General features: G+C 69.3%; 17 protein-coding genes. 11 read left to right on the top strand and 6 right to left on the bottom strand.

Annotation, left to right across the window (positions count from 1 at the left end):
• Positions 1-67: 67 nt before the first annotated feature.
• The gene (locus A3Q40_RS18650; protein ID WP_068104475.1) at positions 68-901 is read right to left on the bottom strand and encodes an alpha/beta fold hydrolase; all 834 of its coding nucleotides are present in this window, start codon (positions 899-901) and stop codon (positions 68-70) included.
• Positions 902-1067: 166 nt separating this feature from the next.
• Here A3Q40_RS18650 and A3Q40_RS18645 point away from each other — a divergent pair, with 166 nt between their 5' ends.
• The 3 genes from A3Q40_RS18645 to A3Q40_RS18635 all read left to right on the top strand — a co-directional run bounded on the left by A3Q40_RS18645 (position 1068) and on the right by A3Q40_RS18635 (position 5618).
• Positions 1068-3122, top strand: a complete 2055-nt coding sequence (locus tag A3Q40_RS18645) for a PhoX family protein (protein ID WP_371831487.1) — start codon at positions 1068-1070, stop codon at positions 3120-3122.
• Between the two features lie 97 nt (positions 3123-3219).
• Complete coding sequence (locus tag A3Q40_RS18640; protein ID WP_068104471.1) at positions 3220-4188, top strand: universal stress protein; 969 nt, start codon at positions 3220-3222, stop codon at positions 4186-4188.
• The gene (locus A3Q40_RS18635; RefSeq protein ID WP_068104470.1) at positions 4185-5618 is read left to right on the top strand and encodes an amino acid permease; all 1434 of its coding nucleotides are present in this window, start codon (positions 4185-4187) and stop codon (positions 5616-5618) included. Before A3Q40_RS18640 ends, A3Q40_RS18635 begins: the two co-directional genes overlap by 4 nt.
• A 17-nt stretch (positions 5619-5635) precedes the next feature.
• Here the strand turns inward: A3Q40_RS18635 and A3Q40_RS18630 are convergent, their stop codons facing one another.
• From A3Q40_RS18630 to A3Q40_RS18620, 3 genes are read right to left on the bottom strand one after another with little or no spacing between them, the layout of a single operon-like run.
• On the bottom strand, positions 5636-6409 hold the full coding sequence (locus A3Q40_RS18630) for a pirin family protein (protein WP_068104468.1): 774 nt from the start codon (positions 6407-6409) through the stop codon (positions 5636-5638).
• Positions 6410-6446: 37 nt separating this feature from the next.
• Positions 6447-7046: an NAD(P)H:quinone oxidoreductase gene (gene wrbA / locus A3Q40_RS18625; protein WP_068104466.1), complete on the bottom strand. Its 600-nt coding sequence runs from the start codon at positions 7044-7046 to the stop codon at positions 6447-6449.
• Between the two features lie 44 nt (positions 7047-7090).
• A complete protein-coding gene (locus tag A3Q40_RS18620; RefSeq protein WP_082834205.1) occupies positions 7091-7654 on the bottom strand; it encodes a VOC family protein in 564 nt (187 codons plus the stop codon).
• Between the two features lie 96 nt (positions 7655-7750).
• Here A3Q40_RS18620 and A3Q40_RS18615 point away from each other — a divergent pair, with 96 nt between their 5' ends.
• Positions 7751-8212 carry a MarR family winged helix-turn-helix transcriptional regulator gene (locus A3Q40_RS18615; protein WP_068104464.1) on the top strand — a complete coding sequence of 154 codons (462 nt, stop codon included), beginning with the start codon at positions 7751-7753 and terminating at the stop codon, positions 8210-8212.
• Between the two features lie 9 nt (positions 8213-8221).
• The gene (locus tag A3Q40_RS18610; RefSeq protein ID WP_068104462.1) at positions 8222-8890 is read left to right on the top strand and encodes an SDR family oxidoreductase; all 669 of its coding nucleotides are present in this window, start codon (positions 8222-8224) and stop codon (positions 8888-8890) included.
• 9 nt (positions 8891-8899) lie between these two features.
• Here the strand turns inward: A3Q40_RS18610 and A3Q40_RS18605 are convergent, their stop codons facing one another.
• Entirely contained in the window at positions 8900-9286 is a 387-nt protein-coding gene (locus tag A3Q40_RS18605; protein WP_068104460.1) for a universal stress protein, read from the bottom strand.
• A 201-nt stretch (positions 9287-9487) separates the two neighbouring features.
• Between A3Q40_RS18605 and A3Q40_RS18600 the strand changes: the two genes are divergently transcribed.
• The 6 genes from A3Q40_RS18600 to A3Q40_RS18575 all read left to right on the top strand — a co-directional run bounded on the left by A3Q40_RS18600 (position 9488) and on the right by A3Q40_RS18575 (position 14955).
• The gene (locus A3Q40_RS18600; protein ID WP_068104458.1) at positions 9488-10471 is read left to right on the top strand and encodes a Bug family tripartite tricarboxylate transporter substrate binding protein; all 984 of its coding nucleotides are present in this window, start codon (positions 9488-9490) and stop codon (positions 10469-10471) included.
• 8 nt (positions 10472-10479) lie between these two features.
• Positions 10480-11010 carry a tripartite tricarboxylate transporter TctB family protein gene (locus A3Q40_RS18595; RefSeq protein WP_235606364.1) on the top strand — a complete coding sequence of 177 codons (531 nt, stop codon included), beginning with the start codon at positions 10480-10482 and terminating at the stop codon, positions 11008-11010.
• Entirely contained in the window at positions 11010-12515 is a 1506-nt protein-coding gene (locus A3Q40_RS18590; protein WP_068104454.1) for a tripartite tricarboxylate transporter permease, read from the top strand. The genes A3Q40_RS18595 and A3Q40_RS18590 overlap by 1 nt, the downstream gene beginning before the upstream one ends.
• A 178-nt stretch (positions 12516-12693) precedes the next feature.
• Positions 12694-13194 (top strand): GNAT family N-acetyltransferase, encoded by a 501-nt coding sequence (locus A3Q40_RS18585; protein WP_069973066.1) that lies wholly within the window; start codon positions 12694-12696, stop codon positions 13192-13194.
• Positions 13195-13353: 159 nt separating this feature from the next.
• Positions 13354-14151, top strand: coding sequence for a DNA/RNA non-specific endonuclease (locus tag A3Q40_RS18580; protein WP_068104452.1), 798 nt, complete (start codon positions 13354-13356; stop codon positions 14149-14151).
• A gap of 60 nt (positions 14152-14211) precedes the next feature.
• Positions 14212-14955, top strand: a complete 744-nt coding sequence (locus tag A3Q40_RS18575; protein WP_068104451.1) for a pirin family protein — start codon at positions 14212-14214, stop codon at positions 14953-14955.
• A 6-nt stretch (positions 14956-14961) separates the two neighbouring features.
• Here the strand turns inward: A3Q40_RS18575 and leuS are convergent, their stop codons facing one another.
• The gene (gene leuS, locus A3Q40_RS18570) at positions 14962-17817 is read right to left on the bottom strand and encodes a leucine--tRNA ligase (RefSeq protein WP_068104449.1); all 2856 of its coding nucleotides are present in this window, start codon (positions 17815-17817) and stop codon (positions 14962-14964) included.
• Between the last annotated feature and the right edge of the window lie 23 nt (positions 17818-17840).

The following is a 17840-nucleotide window of genomic DNA, read 5'->3' as shown; positions in this document are numbered from 1 at the left end:
CCGCACACAGCACGCCCCGATCGGCGGTTTCCCGTCGATCGGGGCGTTCCGTGTGCAGGCAGGCAGGTCAGCGCGCGAGGAACTCCAGCACGGCGGCGTTGAACTCGTCCGGGTGCGAGGCGTTGAACCCGTGGGGCCCGCCCTCGACCACGACGAGGGAGGAATCCGCGATCGCCTCGTGCGAGCGCTTGCCGCTGACCTCGAAGGGCACGATCGCGTCGGCGTCGCCGTGGATCACGAGGGTGGGAACGTCGATCTTCGGCAGATCGTCGCGGAAGTCGGTGTAGGAGAATGCCTTCACGCAGCCGAGCATCGCGGTGGTGGAGGCCTCCGCAGCCATGTCGACGGCGTACTGCCGGGTCTCCTCGCTGACCTTCAGCTCGCCGTTCGCGCTGAAGAAGTTGGTCGCGAAGCCGTCGATGAACGCGTTCCGATCGTTCTCCACGCCGTCGAGGAAGCCCTGGATCGTCTCGTCGTCGAGTCCGCCGTCCGGGTTGTCGTCGGTCTTGTAGAGGTACGGCGGTACCGCTCCGGCCAGCACGGCCTTGGCGACGCGCTCGCTGCCGTACTTGGCCAGGTACCGCACCACCTCGCCGCCACCCATGGAGAAGCCCACGAGGGTGGCTTCCCGCAGGTCGAGGGTCTCGAGCAGCACCGACAGGTCGGCCGCGAACGTGTCGTAGTCGTAGCCGGACTCGGGCTGCGACGAGCTGCCGAATCCGCGACGGTCGTAGGTCACCACGCGATGGCCGGCGTCGAGCAAGGAGGTGATCTGCGCTTCCCAGGACCGCGCGTTCAGCGGCCAGCCATGGATGAGCACCACGGGAGCGCCCTCGCCGCGGTCCTGGTAGTGCAGGTCGATCGGGGTGTCGTTCTCGACTCCCACCGAGAGCATGGGCATGGCGTCTCCTTCGTCGGCTACCGCTCTGCGAGCGCGTTGCCTTCGCATACCCGACGCATCGAAACGTGACACGTGTTCGCTTTCCGTTCACCTGTCGGGTTCTCCGCCGTCGCCTGCGTTCCGGCTGTCTTTTGCCTGGATTTCCTACGGTCTGCCGGTGACCACGATTCCGCTGTCCCTGCACGTCGTGCACGCCCACGACGGCCGCTCCTCGCGCTCGAACCTCACCTGCCGCTACAAGTGCGGCGACGCCTGCTTCCACGAGGTACCCAACACCTCGACCGGGGAGTACTTCGGCGACGTCGTGAAGACGGCGATGTCGCGACGCGGCATTCTCAAGGGCGGGGCGATGGCCGTGGTGGCCGTCGGCGCGACCACGGCCCTCGCGGCGTGCGGCGGCGGAAACGAGTCCGGCACGGCGACGACGGCCGATCCGTCGTCCACCCTGCCCCCCGAGCCGCGCGGTCTCGAGTTCGCCGCGGTGGCGCCCAACACCGAGGACGCCGTGGTGATCCCCGAGGGCCACGAGCAGGCCGTCGTGATCCGGTGGGGTGACCCGGTGGTCGCGGGTGCGCCGGAGTTCGACTTCGACAATCAGACCGCCGCGGCCCAGGAGAAGCAGTTCGGCTTCAACAACGACTTCGCGGGACTCCTGCCGATCGACGGGTCCAGCACGGACTACCTCCTCGTGGTCAACCACGAGTACACGACGGAACCGTTCCTCTTCCGGGGGTACGACGCCGAGAACCCCACCGCCGAGCAGGCCGCCATCGGCCTCGCCGCCCACGGCCTGTCCGTCGTGGAGGTGAAGGGCGAGAACGGATCCGGACGCCTCACGCCGCAGATGGGTCGGTACAACCGTCGCATCACCGGCACCACCGAGTTCGTGCTCACCGGTCCGGCCGCGGGTTCGGACTTCCTCAAGACCTCGGCCGATCCGACGGGCACCACGGTCCTCGGCACGTTCAACAACTGCTCGGGCGGTCTCACGCCGTGGGGCACGGTGCTCTCCGGCGAGGAGAACATCAACCAGTACTTCGCCAACGCCGAGTCGGTGACCGATCCGACGGCGGCGGCACGTCTGGCTCGGTACGGCGTGGAAGGTGCTGCGTCCGAACGGAAGTGGGAGCGTTTCGACAAGCGCTTCGACCTGGCCCAGGAGCCCAACGAGGTCAACCGCTTCGGCTGGGTGGTCGAGGTGAACCCGTGGGATCCGACGTCGACCCCGATCAAGCACACCGCCCTCGGACGGTTCAAGCACGAGGCCGCAACCATTCACGTCACCGACGACGGCACCGTGGTCGCCTACAGCGGTGACGACGAGCGCTTCGACTACATGTACAAGTTCGTCTCGTCGCGAAAGATGATGCAGGGCACCGGACCTGCGGCCATGCGGTCCAACCTGACGCTGCTCGACGCGGGCACCCTGTACGTCGCCAAGCTCACCGGTGACTCGCCCGACGAGATCGACGGCAGCGGAACGCTGCCCGCCTCGGGCACCTTCGCCGGCAAGGGCGAGTGGATCCCGTTGCTGCGCACGGGCGAGGACGGACGCGGGGAGTCCCTCGTCGACGGCATGTCGGCGGAGGAGGTGGCGGTGTTCACCCGCCAAGCCGGGGACAAGGTCGGCGCCACCAAGATGGATCGGCCGGAAGACTTCGAGCCCAATCCGGTGACGGGCAAGGTGTACGTGGCGCTGACCAACAACTCCAACCGCGGTACCGAGGGCAAGGCCCCTGCCGACGAGGCCAACCCCCGCAACAAGAACAAGAACGGCCAGGTCCTCGAACTCGACGACGATCACGCGGGAACGAGTTTCACGTGGAACCTGCTCCTGGTGTGCGGTGACCCCGAGGCCGCCGACACGTACTTCGGCGGGTTCGACAAGTCGCAGGTCAGCCCCATCAGCTGCCCGGACAATCTGGCGTTCGACCCGGCGGGCAACCTGTGGGTCTCCACCGACGGCAACGCGCTGGAATCGAACGACGGCCTGTTCTCGGTGGTGCTCGACGGCGAGCGCCGCGGGCAGACCAAGCAGTTCCTCACCGTGCCGAAGGGCGCCGAGACCTGCGGGCCGATCGTGCAGGAGCAGCGCGTCGTGGTGTCGGTGCAGCACCCGGGCGAGCTCGACGACGCCAGCGCCGACGCCCCGGCCTCGCACTGGCCCGACGGCGGTGACTCCCAGCCGCGCCCGTCCGTCGTGGCGGTCTGGAAGGTCTGATCGGCGCAGCACCCACACGTCACCCACTCGTCACCCCTCGCGGCCCCTCCTGGCGCATACTCACGGTCACGGATCGTGAGGCAACGAAGGAGGGGCCGTGGCGACGACGTCGGTGCTGGTCGGGTGGTTGCCGGACGAGGCGGGGCGCGACTCGGTGGCCTGGGCGGCGCGGGCGGCCGCGACGGCCCGCGCCGCGGAGTCCGTCGTCCGGGTGCGCTGTTGCACGGTCCTGCCCCGCACCTGGCCGTTCCCCACGTCCAACGCGGCCGACGCCGACTATCGCCGCTGGGTGCGCGAACGGGGCGACGAGTCGGTGCGCGCCGCGCACGACACCCTGACCGAGTTTCTCGACCCCGGTGAACTCGACGAGCCGGCGGCGTTCCACGTCGACAACCCGGCCGAGTCCGCCGGCCTCATCGGCGCCGCCGCAACACACCACACCGACCTCGTCGTGCTCGGCTCCACCGACGGCCCGCCCGGCAGGTTCACGAGCGGGAGCACGAGCGACGCCCTGCTCCACTCGTCGCGCGTCCCGCTCGCCCTGGCCCCCCGCGGTTACGCCGAGCGGCGTGGCCCCTTTCGCCGTCTGGCCTGCGCCTACACCGGAACCGAGGAGTCGGAGGACGCCGTCGACACCGCCGCGGTCCTGGCGGATCGGTGGGGGATTCCCCTGCACCTGGTCGCGTTCGCACCCCGCCGCACGACGACGTTCCCACCGCTGGGCGGGTACGGCGCCGAGGACCTGGTCACCGCGCAGTGGGCCGAGCAGGCCACCGCCCTGCTGCGCGCCGCCGCGACGCGGGTTGCCGAGAGCCATCCGACCCTCGCCCCGACCTGCGCGGTCGGCGTCGGGGGAGGATGGGAGGACGTCCTCCGGTCGGTCGACCTGGGGGACGACGACGTTCTGGTCCTCGGGTCGTCCCGGCCCGGCCCGGTCGCCCGGGTCTTCTTGGGGTCGACGGCGTCGAAGATCGTCCGACACAGTCCCGTTCCGGTGATCGTGGTACCGCGGGGCAGTCGCCTCGGGTCCGCGCGCCCGGCGCACTCGTCGAAGGAGACACCATGAGCGAACGCAGTGCCTCGGGCTCCGGACGGAGCTTGCTCCGCCGTAAACCGTTGGCGGACATCGCCGCGCTGGAGACGCAGGGCGGGAGCGACCTCAAACGGTCCATGACCACGTTCCAGCTGACCTGCATCGGCGTCGGCTCGACCGTCGGCACCGGCATCTTCTTCATCTTCTCGTCGGCCGTGCCGGTGGCGGGACCCGCCGTGATCTTCTCGTTCGTCATCGCCGCGATCACGGCCGGACTGACCGCGCTCTGCTACGCCGAGCTCGCGTCGTCGATACCGGCGTCGGGATCGACGTACACGTACACCTACACGATCATCGGCGAGTTCGTCGCGATGCTCGTCGGTGCCTGTCTCATCCTCGAGTACGGCGTCTCCACGGCCGCGGTGTCGGTGCTGTGGTCGCAGTACCTCAACGATCTGCTCGATCGCACCGTGGGACTTCGCATTCCCGACGTGTTGTCGCACGCACCCGGCGGGGGCGAGGGATTCGGGGTCAACTTGCCCGCCGTGGTGCTGGTGGGCCTGTGCGCGGTGTTGCTGATCCGCGGGACCAGCGAATCGGCGCGCGCCAACGTGATCATGGTGATCGTCAAGATCGGCATTCTGGCCATGTTCGCGGTGGTGGGCTTCACCGGATTCAGCCTGGACAACCTCGAGCCCTTCGCGCCGTTCGGCGTGGCCGGTATCGGCGCGGCGTCGGGCCTGATCTTCTTCTCGTTCATCGGCCTCGACGCCGTGTCGACTGCCGGGGAAGAAGTCGAGAATCCCCGACGCACCCTGCCGATCGCGCTGATCAGCGCCCTGGTGGTGGTCACGCTGATCTACCTGCTGGTCACCCTGTCCGCCGTCGGCGCGCAGAAGTGGACCGAGTTCGAGGGCCAGGAGGCGGGCCTCGCCGAGATCCTGTCGTTCGTCACCGGCTCGAGCTGGCCGTCGATCGTGCTGTCCGCGGGCGCCGTGGTCTCGATCTTCTCGGTGACGCTGGTGACGCTCTACGGCCAGACCCGCATTCTGTTCGCGATGAGTCGCGACGGCATGGTGCCGTCGATCTTCTCCGAGGTGGCGCCGCGCAGCCTCGTGCCGACGAAGAACACGATCATCGTGGCGTGCTGCGTGGCCCTGCTCGCCGGGCTGCTGCCGCTCGACTTCCTCGCCGACCTGGTGTCGATGGGCACGCTCGTGGCGTTCCTCGTCGTCTCCGCCGGGGTGATCGTGCTGCGGCGACGGGAACCGGACATCGACCGCGGATTCAAGGTTCCGTTCTACCCGGTGCTGCCGCTGCTCTCCATCGCCGCTTGCCTCTACCTGATCAGCACCCTCCACGTGCAGACGTGGATTCTCTTCGCGATCTGGCTCGGAGCGACGTCGGCGCTCTACTTCGGGTACTCCCGGCGGCGGTCCCGGTTGGAACCGACCCCCGGGTAGGCGCCGGGAGACACCCGCTAGCGCCCGATGGTCGCGTGCATCTCCCACACGATGACCTCGGCTGCCGACGTCGTGCCGAGACGCTGACCCCCGCCGCCGGTGACGCGCACCGCGTCACCCTCGCGCAGAACCCCGACGCCCTCGAGTGACGCCTCGCCGCGCGCGACGAAGACGTGGAGGAAGGGCGCGTCGGGCAGGGTCTGCGGAACCCCGTCGGCGCGCAGGCGCGCGACGTGCATCGCGGCGTACTTGTTGCGGATGCGGATCGCGGAGTGGTCGCGGTAGGCGTCCATGCCCGACGCGACGGGAACCAGTCCGCCGGAGAGCAACTCGTCGTCGATCTCGAGTTGCTCGTATCCCGGCGTGACGCCCGCCTCGTCCGGGACCACCCACATCTGGACGAAGTGCACGGGGTCGGCGGACGAGTCGGCCGCGTCCTGTCGTCGCCACGCGTCGTTCTTCTCGGAGTGGAGAATCCCGGTGCCGGCGCTCATCCGCTGGGCCAGGCCCGGGTAGATGACGCCGTTGTGGCCGATGGAGTCCTGGTGGACCAGCGACCCCTGCAGCACCCAGGTCACGATCTCCATGTCGCGGTGCGGGTGGGTGTCGAAACCCGTTCCCGGAGCGACGATGTCGTCGTTGTTGACCATGAGCACCCCGTGGTGGGTGTTGTCCGGATCGTAGTGATGCCCGAACGAGAACGAGTGGTGCGAATCCAGCCACTCGATCCGGGTGTGCGGCCGGGTGTCGGCCCGTCGCACGTCGAGCACGGGGGAGGTGGAGGCAGTCATGACGACCTTCCGGGGAGGCGCTGCAGGGGTGGCGAGGTCAGCTCGCGAGCTTGGCGGCGATGCCGGTGACGCGGGTCGCGAGGTGCTCGAGGGCGTTGCGGGTGGCGTCGTCGATCTCGTTCTTGTTCTCGGGACCGGTCACGTGGCCGACGCCGTAGGGGTTGCCGTCGGCGAACTTCAGGCCGTCGGTGTAGCCCGGGGGCACCAGCACGCCGCCGAAGTGCATCAGCGAGGTGTAGAGGTTGACGATGGTGGTCTCCTGGCCGCCGTGCGCGGTCTGGCTGGAGGTGAACGCGGCGTACGCCTTGTTCGCGAGCGCGCCCTGCGCCCAGAGGCCGCCGAGCGAGTCGATGAACGTCTGGAACTGGCTGGTGGTGCTGCCGAAGCGCGTGGGCGAACCGAAGATCACGCCGTCGGCCCACACGATGTCGTCGCCGCTGGCGGCCGGCAGGTCCTTGGTGGCCTCGTAGTTGGCGGTCCAGGCCGGGTTCTCGGCGAAGGTGGCGGGATCCTTGGTCTCGGCGATGTGGCGGACGCGGACCTCCGCGCCGGCGGCCTCGGCGGCCTTGGCGACGATGTCGGCCATCGTGGTGCCGTGGCCGGTAGCGGAGTAGTAGAGAACGGCGATCTTGGTCATGGTGTGCCTTTCTTTCCGGGGTGTTCGACGAGAATGGTTCGGGGCTAGAGGACGTGTTGGCCGTACATCTCGCCGAGCGGATCGGCGATGAGTTCGAGGCGGGCGCCGTCGGGATCGCGGAAGTAGAGGGAAACCTCGCTGTGCTCGACCAGTTCGACTCCCGCGTCGATCAGCTTGACGCGCAAGTGATCCCACCGTTCCTGCTCGACACTGACGGCGACGTGATGGAGACCGCCGAGCACCTCGGCGTAGGGCCCGACGTCGAGGCCGGGGAAGTCGAAGAAGGCGAGCAGGTTGCCGTTGCCGATGTCGAAGAAGAAATGCGACGAGCCGGGGTAGTCCCGGTTCTCGATGAGTTCGGTCAGCGGGAACTCGAGGACGCCCTGATAGAACTCGATGGTGCGTTCGACGTCGCTGCTGATCAGCGCGGTGTGGTGCAGTCCGCGAGCGGACGAGGTGGGACGCGACTCGGCGGGCTGCAGGTGCAGGCCGCGCAGACGCTCACGCTCGGACTCACCGCGAGCGGCCCGCTCGGACTCGGCCCGCTCGGACTCACCGCGAGCGGCCCGCTCGGACGTTTCGGCCGGGCCGTTGCTGTCGATACTCATCGTGTCGCCTTCCCGATCGCGGATCGTTGCGTCGTCAACGAACACCACCGTAGCGGAAATAATTGCGCCGTCAACTATCTGGCGTAGACTGATGACATGACGACCTGGTTGACGGACGACGAACAGCTCGCCTGGCGGGCCTACCTCGACTCGACCCGGTTGCTTCTGCAGACCCTCGACCGCCAACTGGTCCGCGAGTCCGGCATCTCCTTCACCGACTTCGAACTGCTGGTCAAGCTCAGCGAGGCGCCGAACCGCAGCATGCGGATGCGCGATCTCGCCGACGCGGTGACCACCACTCGTAGCGGCGTCACGCGCGCCATCACGCGACTGGTCGACGCCGGATGGGTCGTGCGCGTGGAATGCGAGGACGACCGTCGCGGCATGTCTGCCGAGCTCACCGACGCCGGCATGGAGAAGCTGGCCGCATCGAGCCCCGGCCACGTCGACGCGGTCCGCGCGTCGATGTTCGACGTGCTCTCCCCGGACGACGTCGAGACGTTGGGCCGGGTCTACTCCGCGATGCGGACCCACATTCAGAAGAACGCCCGCCAGTAGGCTCGAGCCATGTCACCCACCGCCCTCGTCACGGGAGCCGGCCGCGGGCTCGGCGCCGGCATCGCCCGTCTGCTCGCCGCCGACCACGACGTGCTGATCGGGGGCACGACGGCCGACTCCGTGGCCGCGGTGAGCGAGGAGCTGGGAGCCACGCCGTGGCCCGTCGACCTCACGGACGCCGACGCCCTGCGGACGGCGACCGCCGACGTCGACTCTCTCGACGTCCTGGTGCACAACGCCGGCGTCGCCGACCTCGGCACGGTCGAGGACCTGACGCTCGCCGACTGGCGACACACGTTCGAGGCCAACGTCTTCGCGGTCGCCGAACTCACCCGCCTCCTGCTGCCCGCCCTGCGGCGCGCACACGGCCACGTCGTGCTGATCAATTCGGGGGCGGGTCTGCGCGCAAACCCGCGCTGGAGTGCCTACGCCGCGAGCAAGTTCGCGCTGCGCGCGTTCGGCGACGCCCTCCGCCAGGAAGAGCCCGACATCCGGGTGACCAGTGTGCATCCGGGCCGGATCGACACCGACATGCAGCGCGCGATCGTCGCGGGCGAAGGCAAGTCGTACGACGACTCGCAGTATCTGTCCGTCGACACGGTCGCGCGTGCGGTCCGCCAGGCGATCGACACCCCGGCGGACGCGCACCCGACCGAGATCGTGTTGCGCCCCCGCTGAATTCGCGGGTCAGCGATCGGCGGCCTTGACCACCAGCACGGGAACCGGGCAGTCGAGCAGGACACGCTGCACCGTGCTGCCCATGAGGAACTTGCCGACGGCGCTGCGACGCTTGGATCCGATCACCACCAGCGTGGCCCCGACCTCGGCGGCGAGATCGACGATCGCGCCCGCCTCGTCGCCGCCGTCGGGCTCGACCCGCGCCGTGAACTCCACGTCCCCGAGCACCTCGCGCACCTGCGCGTCGACGGCCTCGCGGTCGGTCGCCGTCACCTCGTCGCTGTCCAGCACCGAGAGCACCACCAGGGCGTCCCCCCGGAGTTGCGCCTCGGCGCCCCCCTTCACGAGCGCCTCGCGACCCTCGGGAGTCGAATTCATCGCCACTGCAACGGTCATGGTGTGCCTTTCGGTGTCGTCGTCGGTCCCGCCCCGGGCCGGACAGGCACCAGGGTTGCCCGAATCGGGGTGATTCGGTAGCCGTTTCGCCGAACCGGGCCGTGCACACTATGCGCACAATTCGGATTGTCTGGACCAAACGGACAGCTGGGTCATACCGTCCATGCCTGTGACCGACACCACTTCCCGAATTTCGTTCTCATGCAGATCACACTGACCCGCGCCCTGGGCGCCGTCGCCGTCGCCGCGGCCGTCACGGTGGCCGGTATCGACGCCGCCGGCAGCGCCAGCGGCTCCGACGCACGGGCGAAGCTGACCCTCATCGCCCCCGCCGCGGCGGGCGGCGGCTGGGACCTCGTGGCCCGCGAATCGCAGCAGGCGCTCCGATCGGACGGCATCGTCAACAACGCGCAGGTGGTGAACGTCCCCGGCGCCGGCGGCACCATCGGGCTGAGCCAGCTCGAGACGCTCACCGGCCAGCCGACGACGGTCATGGTCACCGGCACCGTGATGCTGGGCGGCATCGCGATCAACGACTCGCCCGTCACCCTGCAGGACACCGTGCCCATCGCCCGGCTGGCCGAGGACTTCGAAGTGTTCGTCGTCCCGCGCGACTCGCCCTACCAGGATCTCGACGACTTCCTCGAGGCCTGGCGGGCCAACCCCGGCGGTCTGCCCATCGGCGGCGGCTCGCTCGGCGGCATCGACCACATCGTGTCCGGTCAGCTCGCGCAGCAGGCCGACATCGATCCGGCCGCCATCAACTACATCGCGTTCTCCGGTGGCGGCGAGGTCCTGACGTCGTTGCTGTCGAACACCGTCGGCATCGCGGTCAGCGGGTACAACGACTTCCGCGACCAGATCGAGGCCGGCAACGTCCGGGCCCTCGCCGTCGCCGCGCCGGAGCCGGTGCCCGGCATCGACACGCCCACGTTCATCGAACAGGGGTACGACGTCGACCTGGTCAATTGGCGCGGCTTCGTCGCACCGCCCGGAGTCTCCGAGACCGACCGGCAGACCCTGATCGACATCGTCACCGAGATGGTCGACACCGAGCAGTGGGCCACCGCCGTCGAGCGCAACCGGTGGAAGGAATCCCTCCTGACCGGCGACGAGTTCGGCGAGTTCCTCGCGGTCGAACAGGACCGCATCAGCGACATCCTCCGAGAGTTGGGTCTGATATGAGCAACAGCGTGACCACCGACCCGCCGGACACCGGCACCCGGGCCGGCGCCCTCACCGGCCGCAGCGGCCTGGTGGTGCCCGCGCTGCTGGTGGCTCTCGGCCTCTTCCTGGTCTACGGCACCGTGACCATGAAGGTCCCGGACACCGCCACCTCGCCGGGCCCGCAGGTCTTCCCCGCCATCGTCGCAGGCTTCTGCTTCCTCGTCGCCGTCCTCGTCACGGTGCAGCTGATCCGTCGGCCCGAGCCCGTCGACCTCGGGGTGGACGACGACGGACGCCCGAACACCGGGACGTTCTCCAACTGGCGCAGCGTCGGCATCACGGTCGGCACCGTCGCCCTGTTCATCGCGCTGCTCGAGCCGCTCGGCTGGGTGTTGGCGGGTGCGTTCCTCTTCTGGGGCGTCTCGATCGGGCTCGGCGGACGGCGCTACGTCTTCGACGCCGCCGTCGCACTGCTCGTGTCCTCGGCGGTCCAGCTGGTCTTCTCCGGGGGGCTGGGCCTGACCCTCCCCGGCGGCATCCTCGCGGCGGTGTTCTGATGGACGCTCTGAGCAACCTCTTCGAGGGCTTCGGCACCGCCCTCACGCCCATGAACCTGGTGTGGGTCGTGGTCGGCGCGCTGCTCGGCACCGCCGTCGGCGTGCTCCCCGGCCTCGGATCCGCCATGGCCGTGGCGCTGCTGCTGCCGGTCACCTTCACCCTCGAACCGACGTCCGCGCTCATCATGTTCGCCGGCGTCTACTTCGGCGGTCTGTTCGGCGACTCGATCTCCGGCATCCTCATGAACACGCCGGGTAATTCCACGGCGATCGCGGGCACGTTCGAGGGCCATCGCATGGCGAAGAACGGCCGCGCCCCGCAGGCTCTCGCGACCTCCGCGATCGGTGCCTTCATCGGCGGCATCGTCGCCACCACGCTGGTGGTCTTCTTCGCACCGACCCTGGCCTCGTTGGCGACGAACTTCGGTCCGGCGGAGTACTTCGCCCTCGCGGTGTTCGCGTTCATCGCGACCTCCGCGGTGGTCTCCGACTCCGTGCTCAAAGGCCTGTCCGCGCTGCTCATCGGTCTCACGCTGGCCGTCATCGGTATCGACGGGCCCTCCGGCGCATCGCGTTTCACGTTCGAGGTCCCGTCGCTCTTCGACGGAGTTCACATCGTCGTCATCACTGTCGCCATGCTCGCGCTCGGCGAGGTGATCCACGTGGCGTCGAAGATCGGCAAGCCGGACGACACCACGCTCATCCCGTCGAAGGGTCGTCCGTTCCTCACCCGGTCGGAGTTCCGCGAGGCGCTGCCGGCCTGGATGCGCGGCACCGCCTTCGGCGTTCCGTTCGGCGTCATTCCGGCCGGCGGCGCCGAGGTGCCCAGCTTCCTCGCCTACGGCACGGAGCGGCGACTGGACCGTCGCCGCCCCAACCCGATGTTCGGCAAGGGCGCCATCCGCGGTGTGGCCGGGCCCGAGGCCGCCGGCAACTCGACGGCCGGCACCGCCATGGGCGCACTCCTCGCCCTCGGTCTGCCGACCTCGGCAACCGCGGCGATCCTGCTGGCGGCGTTCCAGCAGTACGGCATTCAGCCCGGGCCATTGCTCTTCGACCGCAACGGCGAGATCGTCTGGGCGCTCATCGCCAGCCTCTTCGTCGGCATGGTGGTGCTGCTGATCCTCAACCTGCCGTTCGCTCCCCTGTGGGCTCAGCTGCTCCGCATCCCGAAGAACTACCTGTACGCCGGCATCACCGTCTTCGCCTCGCTGGGTGTGTACGCCTCGTCCGCCTCCGTGGTCGACCTGATGTTCATGCTCGGACTCGGCGTCATCGGTTTCATGTTGCGACGCTTCGGTATTCCGTTGGCGCCTGTGCTGATCGCCGTCATCCTCGGCCCGCTCGCGGAGGATTCGCTCCGCCGCGCCCTGGCCGTCAGCGAGGGCGACGCCACGATCCTGATCGGCAGCGGCATCACCGTCGTGCTCTACACGCTGATGATCATCGCGGTCGTGTTCTCCGCGGTGACCAAGGTGCGGTCCCGGCGGCGGGTGGACTTCTAGCTCGGGCCTCACGCGCGCAGGCTGTCACCGCGGGTCGGTGACGGCCTGCGCTGCGTCGGGGGCAGCCTGCGTGTCGTCGGGGAGACCTGCCTCCGTGCACACGGGACGGTCGTATCTCCGGGATCCCGCCCGTTCGACGGACCTGTGTGCAGCGGGGCAGGTCTGGGACACTCGGCCGGTGCGGATACGACGTGAGCAGCCCTCCGACCGCCCCGATGTCCTGCGCGTCGTGCACGAGGCGTTCGAGGGCGGCCCCGACGAGCCCGGGGAAGTGGCGCTGACCCGAGCCCTGTTCGACGACCCCGGGTACATTCCCGAGTTCTCCCTGGTTGCTGTGGTGAGCGGGGACGTGGCCGGCTGTGTGATCGGCACCCGCGGGTACATCGGCGACACACCCGCCGTCGGCATCGCACCGCTGGCCGTGGCCCGGGCGCACCAGCGGAGGGCCGTGGGGTCGGCGCTGATGTGGGCGCTGATCGGGGCGGCGCAAGCACGGCACGAACCGGCCCTGGTTCTGCTCGGCGAGAACGCGTACTACGAACGGTTCGACTTCGCCCCCGCATCCCGGAACGGCATCGAGGCCCCGGTCGCCTCGTGGGGGCAGCACTTCCAGGCACTCGTGCTCACCGACGACCCGGTGGCTGGCCGGTTCCGGTACGCGGCGGCCTTCGGCCTCTGAGCTCCGAGCCCGACTTGCCTCTGAGCCCGACCTGCCTCCGTGCACACAGGACGGCCGAGTCGCCGGGATCCCGCCCGTGCGGTCGACCTGTGTGCAGCCACGCAGGTCCGGCGGGCGCAGTTCACCCCACCGTCACCGCGGTGTGGCTGACTGGGTCGTATGACCTACGACGCGAGCTTCCTCGTCACCGCCGACGCCCTCCCGATCCCGTCGCGGGACGGCCTGGTCACCCTCGACTACACGCACTTCGCGGTGTCGATGGACACGGGGCGTCGGCTGGCCGCCGTGACCGCGGTGAACATCGACGGCAGTGACCTGCGGGACGTCGAGCGAGGGGACGACTGGCGGCTCGACCCCCGGCTGCCGGAGACGCAGCAGGCGGGTCCGGAACTGTACTCCGCCAACGACCTCGATCGTGGTCACCTGGTTCGACGCCGCGATCCGGTGTGGGGTGAGAACGCCGAGCGCGCCAACGCCGACACGTTCCACTACACGGTGTGCGCCCCGCAGACGGCGACCCTCAATCAGTCGAAGACGCTGTGGCTGGGCCTCGAGGACTACGTGTTGGACCACGCCCGGCAGTACGGGGAACGGCTCTCGGTGTTCACGGGGTGCCTGTTCGAGTCGGGCGATCCGGTGTATCGGGGTGTCTCGATCCCCCGGCGGTTCTTCAAGATCGCGGCGTGGGCGCAGGACGACGACCTCGCCGCCACCGGGTACGTGCTGGACCAGACGGCGTCACTGAGCCCGATTCTGGAGCGCGGCGTCCGGGCCGCGGACGTCCCCGCGCTCGGGGCGTACCGCACCTACCAGGTGCCGATCGCGGACATCGCCGCCGCAACCGAACTCGCCATGCCGCTGCTCGTAAACGCGGACCGTCTCGCCCCGGTTCCCGCCGCCCGGCCCACACCATGGATCGAGCTGACCGGCCCGGAGGACCTTCGGCTGGAACGGTGACGGGAATGGCGACCGCAGCGCTGGGGTTCCGCTCGACATGACCACCGAGGGCACCTCGACATGACCACCGAGGGCACCACCGCGCGCATCGTCCGCAGCGCCGACCGGAAGCACTGGTGGGACGGCGCGATCGACTCCTGGCAGTCCTTCCCCGTCACCGGCAATTTCGACCTCGCGAGTGCCGCCCACGGGCTGCTGCTGGTGCACAACGAGGACACCGTCGCGCCCGGCGAGGGGTTCGACCGCCACCACCACCGCAACACGGAGATTGTCACCTGGGTTCTGGACGGGGTGCTGCGCCACGAGGATTCGGTGGGCAACACCGGTGTTCTCCGGCCCGGGGTGGTCCAGCGGATGAGTGCGGGCTCCGGTGTCCTGCACTCGGAACGCAACGACAACGGCTACACCTCGCGACAGCCGCTACGCGTCGTGCAGATGTGGATTCCGCCGAGCACCCCGGACACCGCACCGTCCTACGAGGAACGCGACGTGTCCGACGCCCTCGCCGGCGGCGACCTGGTCGTGGTCGCGTCCGGCCTGCCCCGCGACGCGGACCGCACCGCGATCACCCTCGGCAACCGGGACGCGGCCCTGCACGTCGCGAGACCGGCTGCGGGGCAGTCGATCACCGTGCCGGACGCGCCGTTCGTCCACGTCTTCCTCGCGCGCGGCGACGCGACGATGGACGGCGTCGAGCTCCGCCAGGGCGACGCCGTCCGCCTCACCGGCGGCGGCTCGCCCCGCATCACGGCAACGGCGCCGAGCGAGATCCTGATCTGGGAGATGCACTCCGCCGCAGAGTGAGTCGCGTCAGAGCACCACGTTGACCATGCGGCCGGGGACCACGATCACCTTCTTGGGCTCCCCGCCGTTCAGCAACGCGACGATCTTCTCGTCGGCCAGCGCCGCCGACTGCACGGCCTCGCGGGACGCGTCCGCCGCCACACTGATCCGGCTGCGGACCTTGCCGTTGACCTGGATGGGGTAGTCGACGGTGTCGTCGACCAGCCACGTCTCGTCGGCGACCGGGAAGGGGCCGTGCGCGAGAGATCCACTGTGGCCCAGCAAGGTCCACAGTTCCTCGGCGATGTGCGGCGCCAGAGGCGCGAGCATCAGCACCAACGGTTCGACGGCGCTGCGTGGGGCGCCGGCCGGGTACTCCTTGGTCAGGTGGTTGGTCAGCTCGATCAGCTTCGCACCGGCCGTGTTGTCCCTCAGCGCAGCGTAATCCGCGTCCACGCCCTCGATCGCCCGGTTCACCGCACGCAGGGTGTCGTCCGAGGGGACGTCCTCGGTCACCCGCAGCGCACCGGTCTCCTCGTCGACGACGAGCCGCCACACGCGCTGCAGGAATCGCTGCGCTCCGACGACGTCCTTGGTGGCCCAGGGCCGCGAGGTGTCCAGCGGGCCCATCGACATCTCGTAGACCCGGAGGGTGTCCGCGCCGTACTCGGTGAAGATCTCGTCGGGGGAAACGGAGTTCTTGAGCGACTTGCCCATCTTCCCGTACTCGCGGGTCACCGGCTGGTCCTGGAAGAAGTACTGCCCGTCGCGCTCGACCACCTCGTCGGCCGGGACGTACACGCCGCGAGCGTCGGTGAACGCGTAGGCCTGGATGTAGCCCTGGTTGTACAGGCGCCGGTACGGCTCCTTCGAGCTCACGTGCCCGAGGTCGAAGAGCACCTTGTGCCAGAAGCGTGCATAGAGGAGGTGCAGCACAGCGTGTTCCACGCCGCCCACGTACAGGTCGAGACCACCGGGATCGGTCTCGCCGTGGACGTCCGGGCGCGGGCCCATCCAGTACGCCTCGTTCTCCGGGGCGCACAGTGTGTCGGCGTTGGTGGGGTCGATGTACCGCAGCTGGTACCACGAGCTGCCCGCCCACTGCGGCATGACGTTGGTGTCGCGCGTGTAGGTCTTCAGACCGTCACCGAGATCGAGGTCGACGTGCACCCAGTCGGTTGCCTTGGCCAGCGGCGGCGACGGCTCGCTGTTGGCGTCGTCGGGGTCGAACGACACCGGCGCGTAGTCCTCGACGTCCGGGAGTTCCACCGGCAGTGCGGATTCGGGCAGGGCGTGAGCGATGCCGTCGGCGTCGTAGACCACCGGGAAGGGCTCGCCCCAGTACCGCTGCCGGGCGAACAGCCAGTCCCGCAGCTTGTACTGGATGGTGCCGCGCCCCGTTCCCTTCTCCTCGAGCTGCGCGATCACCCGAGTCTTGGCCTCGTCGACCGTCAGCCCGTCGAGATCGCCCGACGCGACCAGTGTTCCGTCGCCGGTCCACGCCGACTCGGTGACGTCGCCACCCGAGATCACCTGCACCACGGGCAGACCGAACACCGTCGCGAACTCCCAGTCGCGCTGATCGTGCGCGGGAACCGCCATGATCGCGCCCGTGCCGTAGCCGGTCAGCACGTAGTCGGCGACGAACACCGGCACGGACTCGCCGGTGACGGGGTTGACGGCGTAGGACCCGGTGAAGACACCCGTCTTCTCTTTGTTCTCCTGCCGCTCGAGGTCGGACTTCGCGGCGATGGCGCGGCGGTACGCGCCGATCGCCTGGAGGGGAGTGCCCTCCCCGAGGGTCCACCGCGCGTCGACGTCCGCAGGCCACGCGACGGCCGTGATGTCGTCCACCAGAGGGTGTTCCGGGGCGAGCACGACGTAGGTGGCGCCGTACAGCGTGTCCGGACGCGTGGTGAAGACCTCGATGCCGGCGGTCCCCGTGCCGTGCGGCAGCTGGGCGTCGAACCGCACCTGCGCACCGCGCGAGCGCCCGATCCAGTTGCGCTGCATGGTCTTGACCTTCTCCGGCCAGTCCAGCAGGTCGAGGTCGTCGATCAGCCGGTCGGAGTACGCGGTGATGCGCATCATCCACTGCCGCAGGTTCTTCCGGAACACCGGGAAGTTGCCGCGGTCGCTGCGGCCGTCCGCCGTGACCTCCTCGTTGGCCAGCACCGTACCCAGACCGGGACACCAGTTGACCAACGAATTCGACTGATACACCAACCGATACCCGTCGATGACCTCACGACGCTCGGCGGGCGTGAGCTCGGACCAGACGCGGCCGTCGTCGAGAGTGCGCGTCCCGGAATCGAATTCGGCCTCCAGCTCGGCGACCGGACGCGCGCGGCCCGCCTCGGCGTCGTACCAGGCCCCGTGGATCTGCAGGAAGATCCACTGTGTCCAGTGGTAGAAGTCGACGTCCGTCGTCGCGACCGACCGGCGCATGTCGTGGCCCAGCCCGAGACGGCCGAGCTGGCGACGCATGTTGGCGATGTTCGCCTCGGTCGTGGTGCGCGGGTGGGTACCGGTCTGCACGGCGTACTGCTCCGCCGGCAGCCCGAAGGCGTCGTAGCCGAGCGTGTGCAGCACGTTGCGCCCCCGCATGCGGTGATAACGGGCGAACACGTCGGTGGCGATGTACCCCAGCGGGTGCCCGACGTGCAGGCCGCTACCCGACGGATACGGGAACATGTCCTGGACGAACAGCTTGTCCGCCGGGAGGTCGCCGTCGGTGGCGAGGTCCCCGACCGGGTTGGGCGCCGCGAACGTCCCCTCGTCGGCCCAGCGCTTCTGCCACCGCGCCTCGATGGAGCCCGCGAGGTCCGCCGTGTAGCGGTGTCCGGGGGTCGTCTCGGCGGTGGTGTCAGGCTGCGAAGTCACGCGACCAGCGTAAAGCGTGCCCC

The sequence above is a fragment of the Rhodococcus sp. PBTS 1 genome, from assembly GCF_001620025.1.
In the GTDB taxonomy this organism is placed as follows: domain Bacteria; phylum Actinomycetota; class Actinomycetes; order Mycobacteriales; family Mycobacteriaceae; genus Rhodococcoides; species Rhodococcoides kroppenstedtii.
The sequence above is the reverse complement of the archived record's forward strand: the minus strand, read 5'-3'. Positions and strand labels throughout refer to the sequence as shown.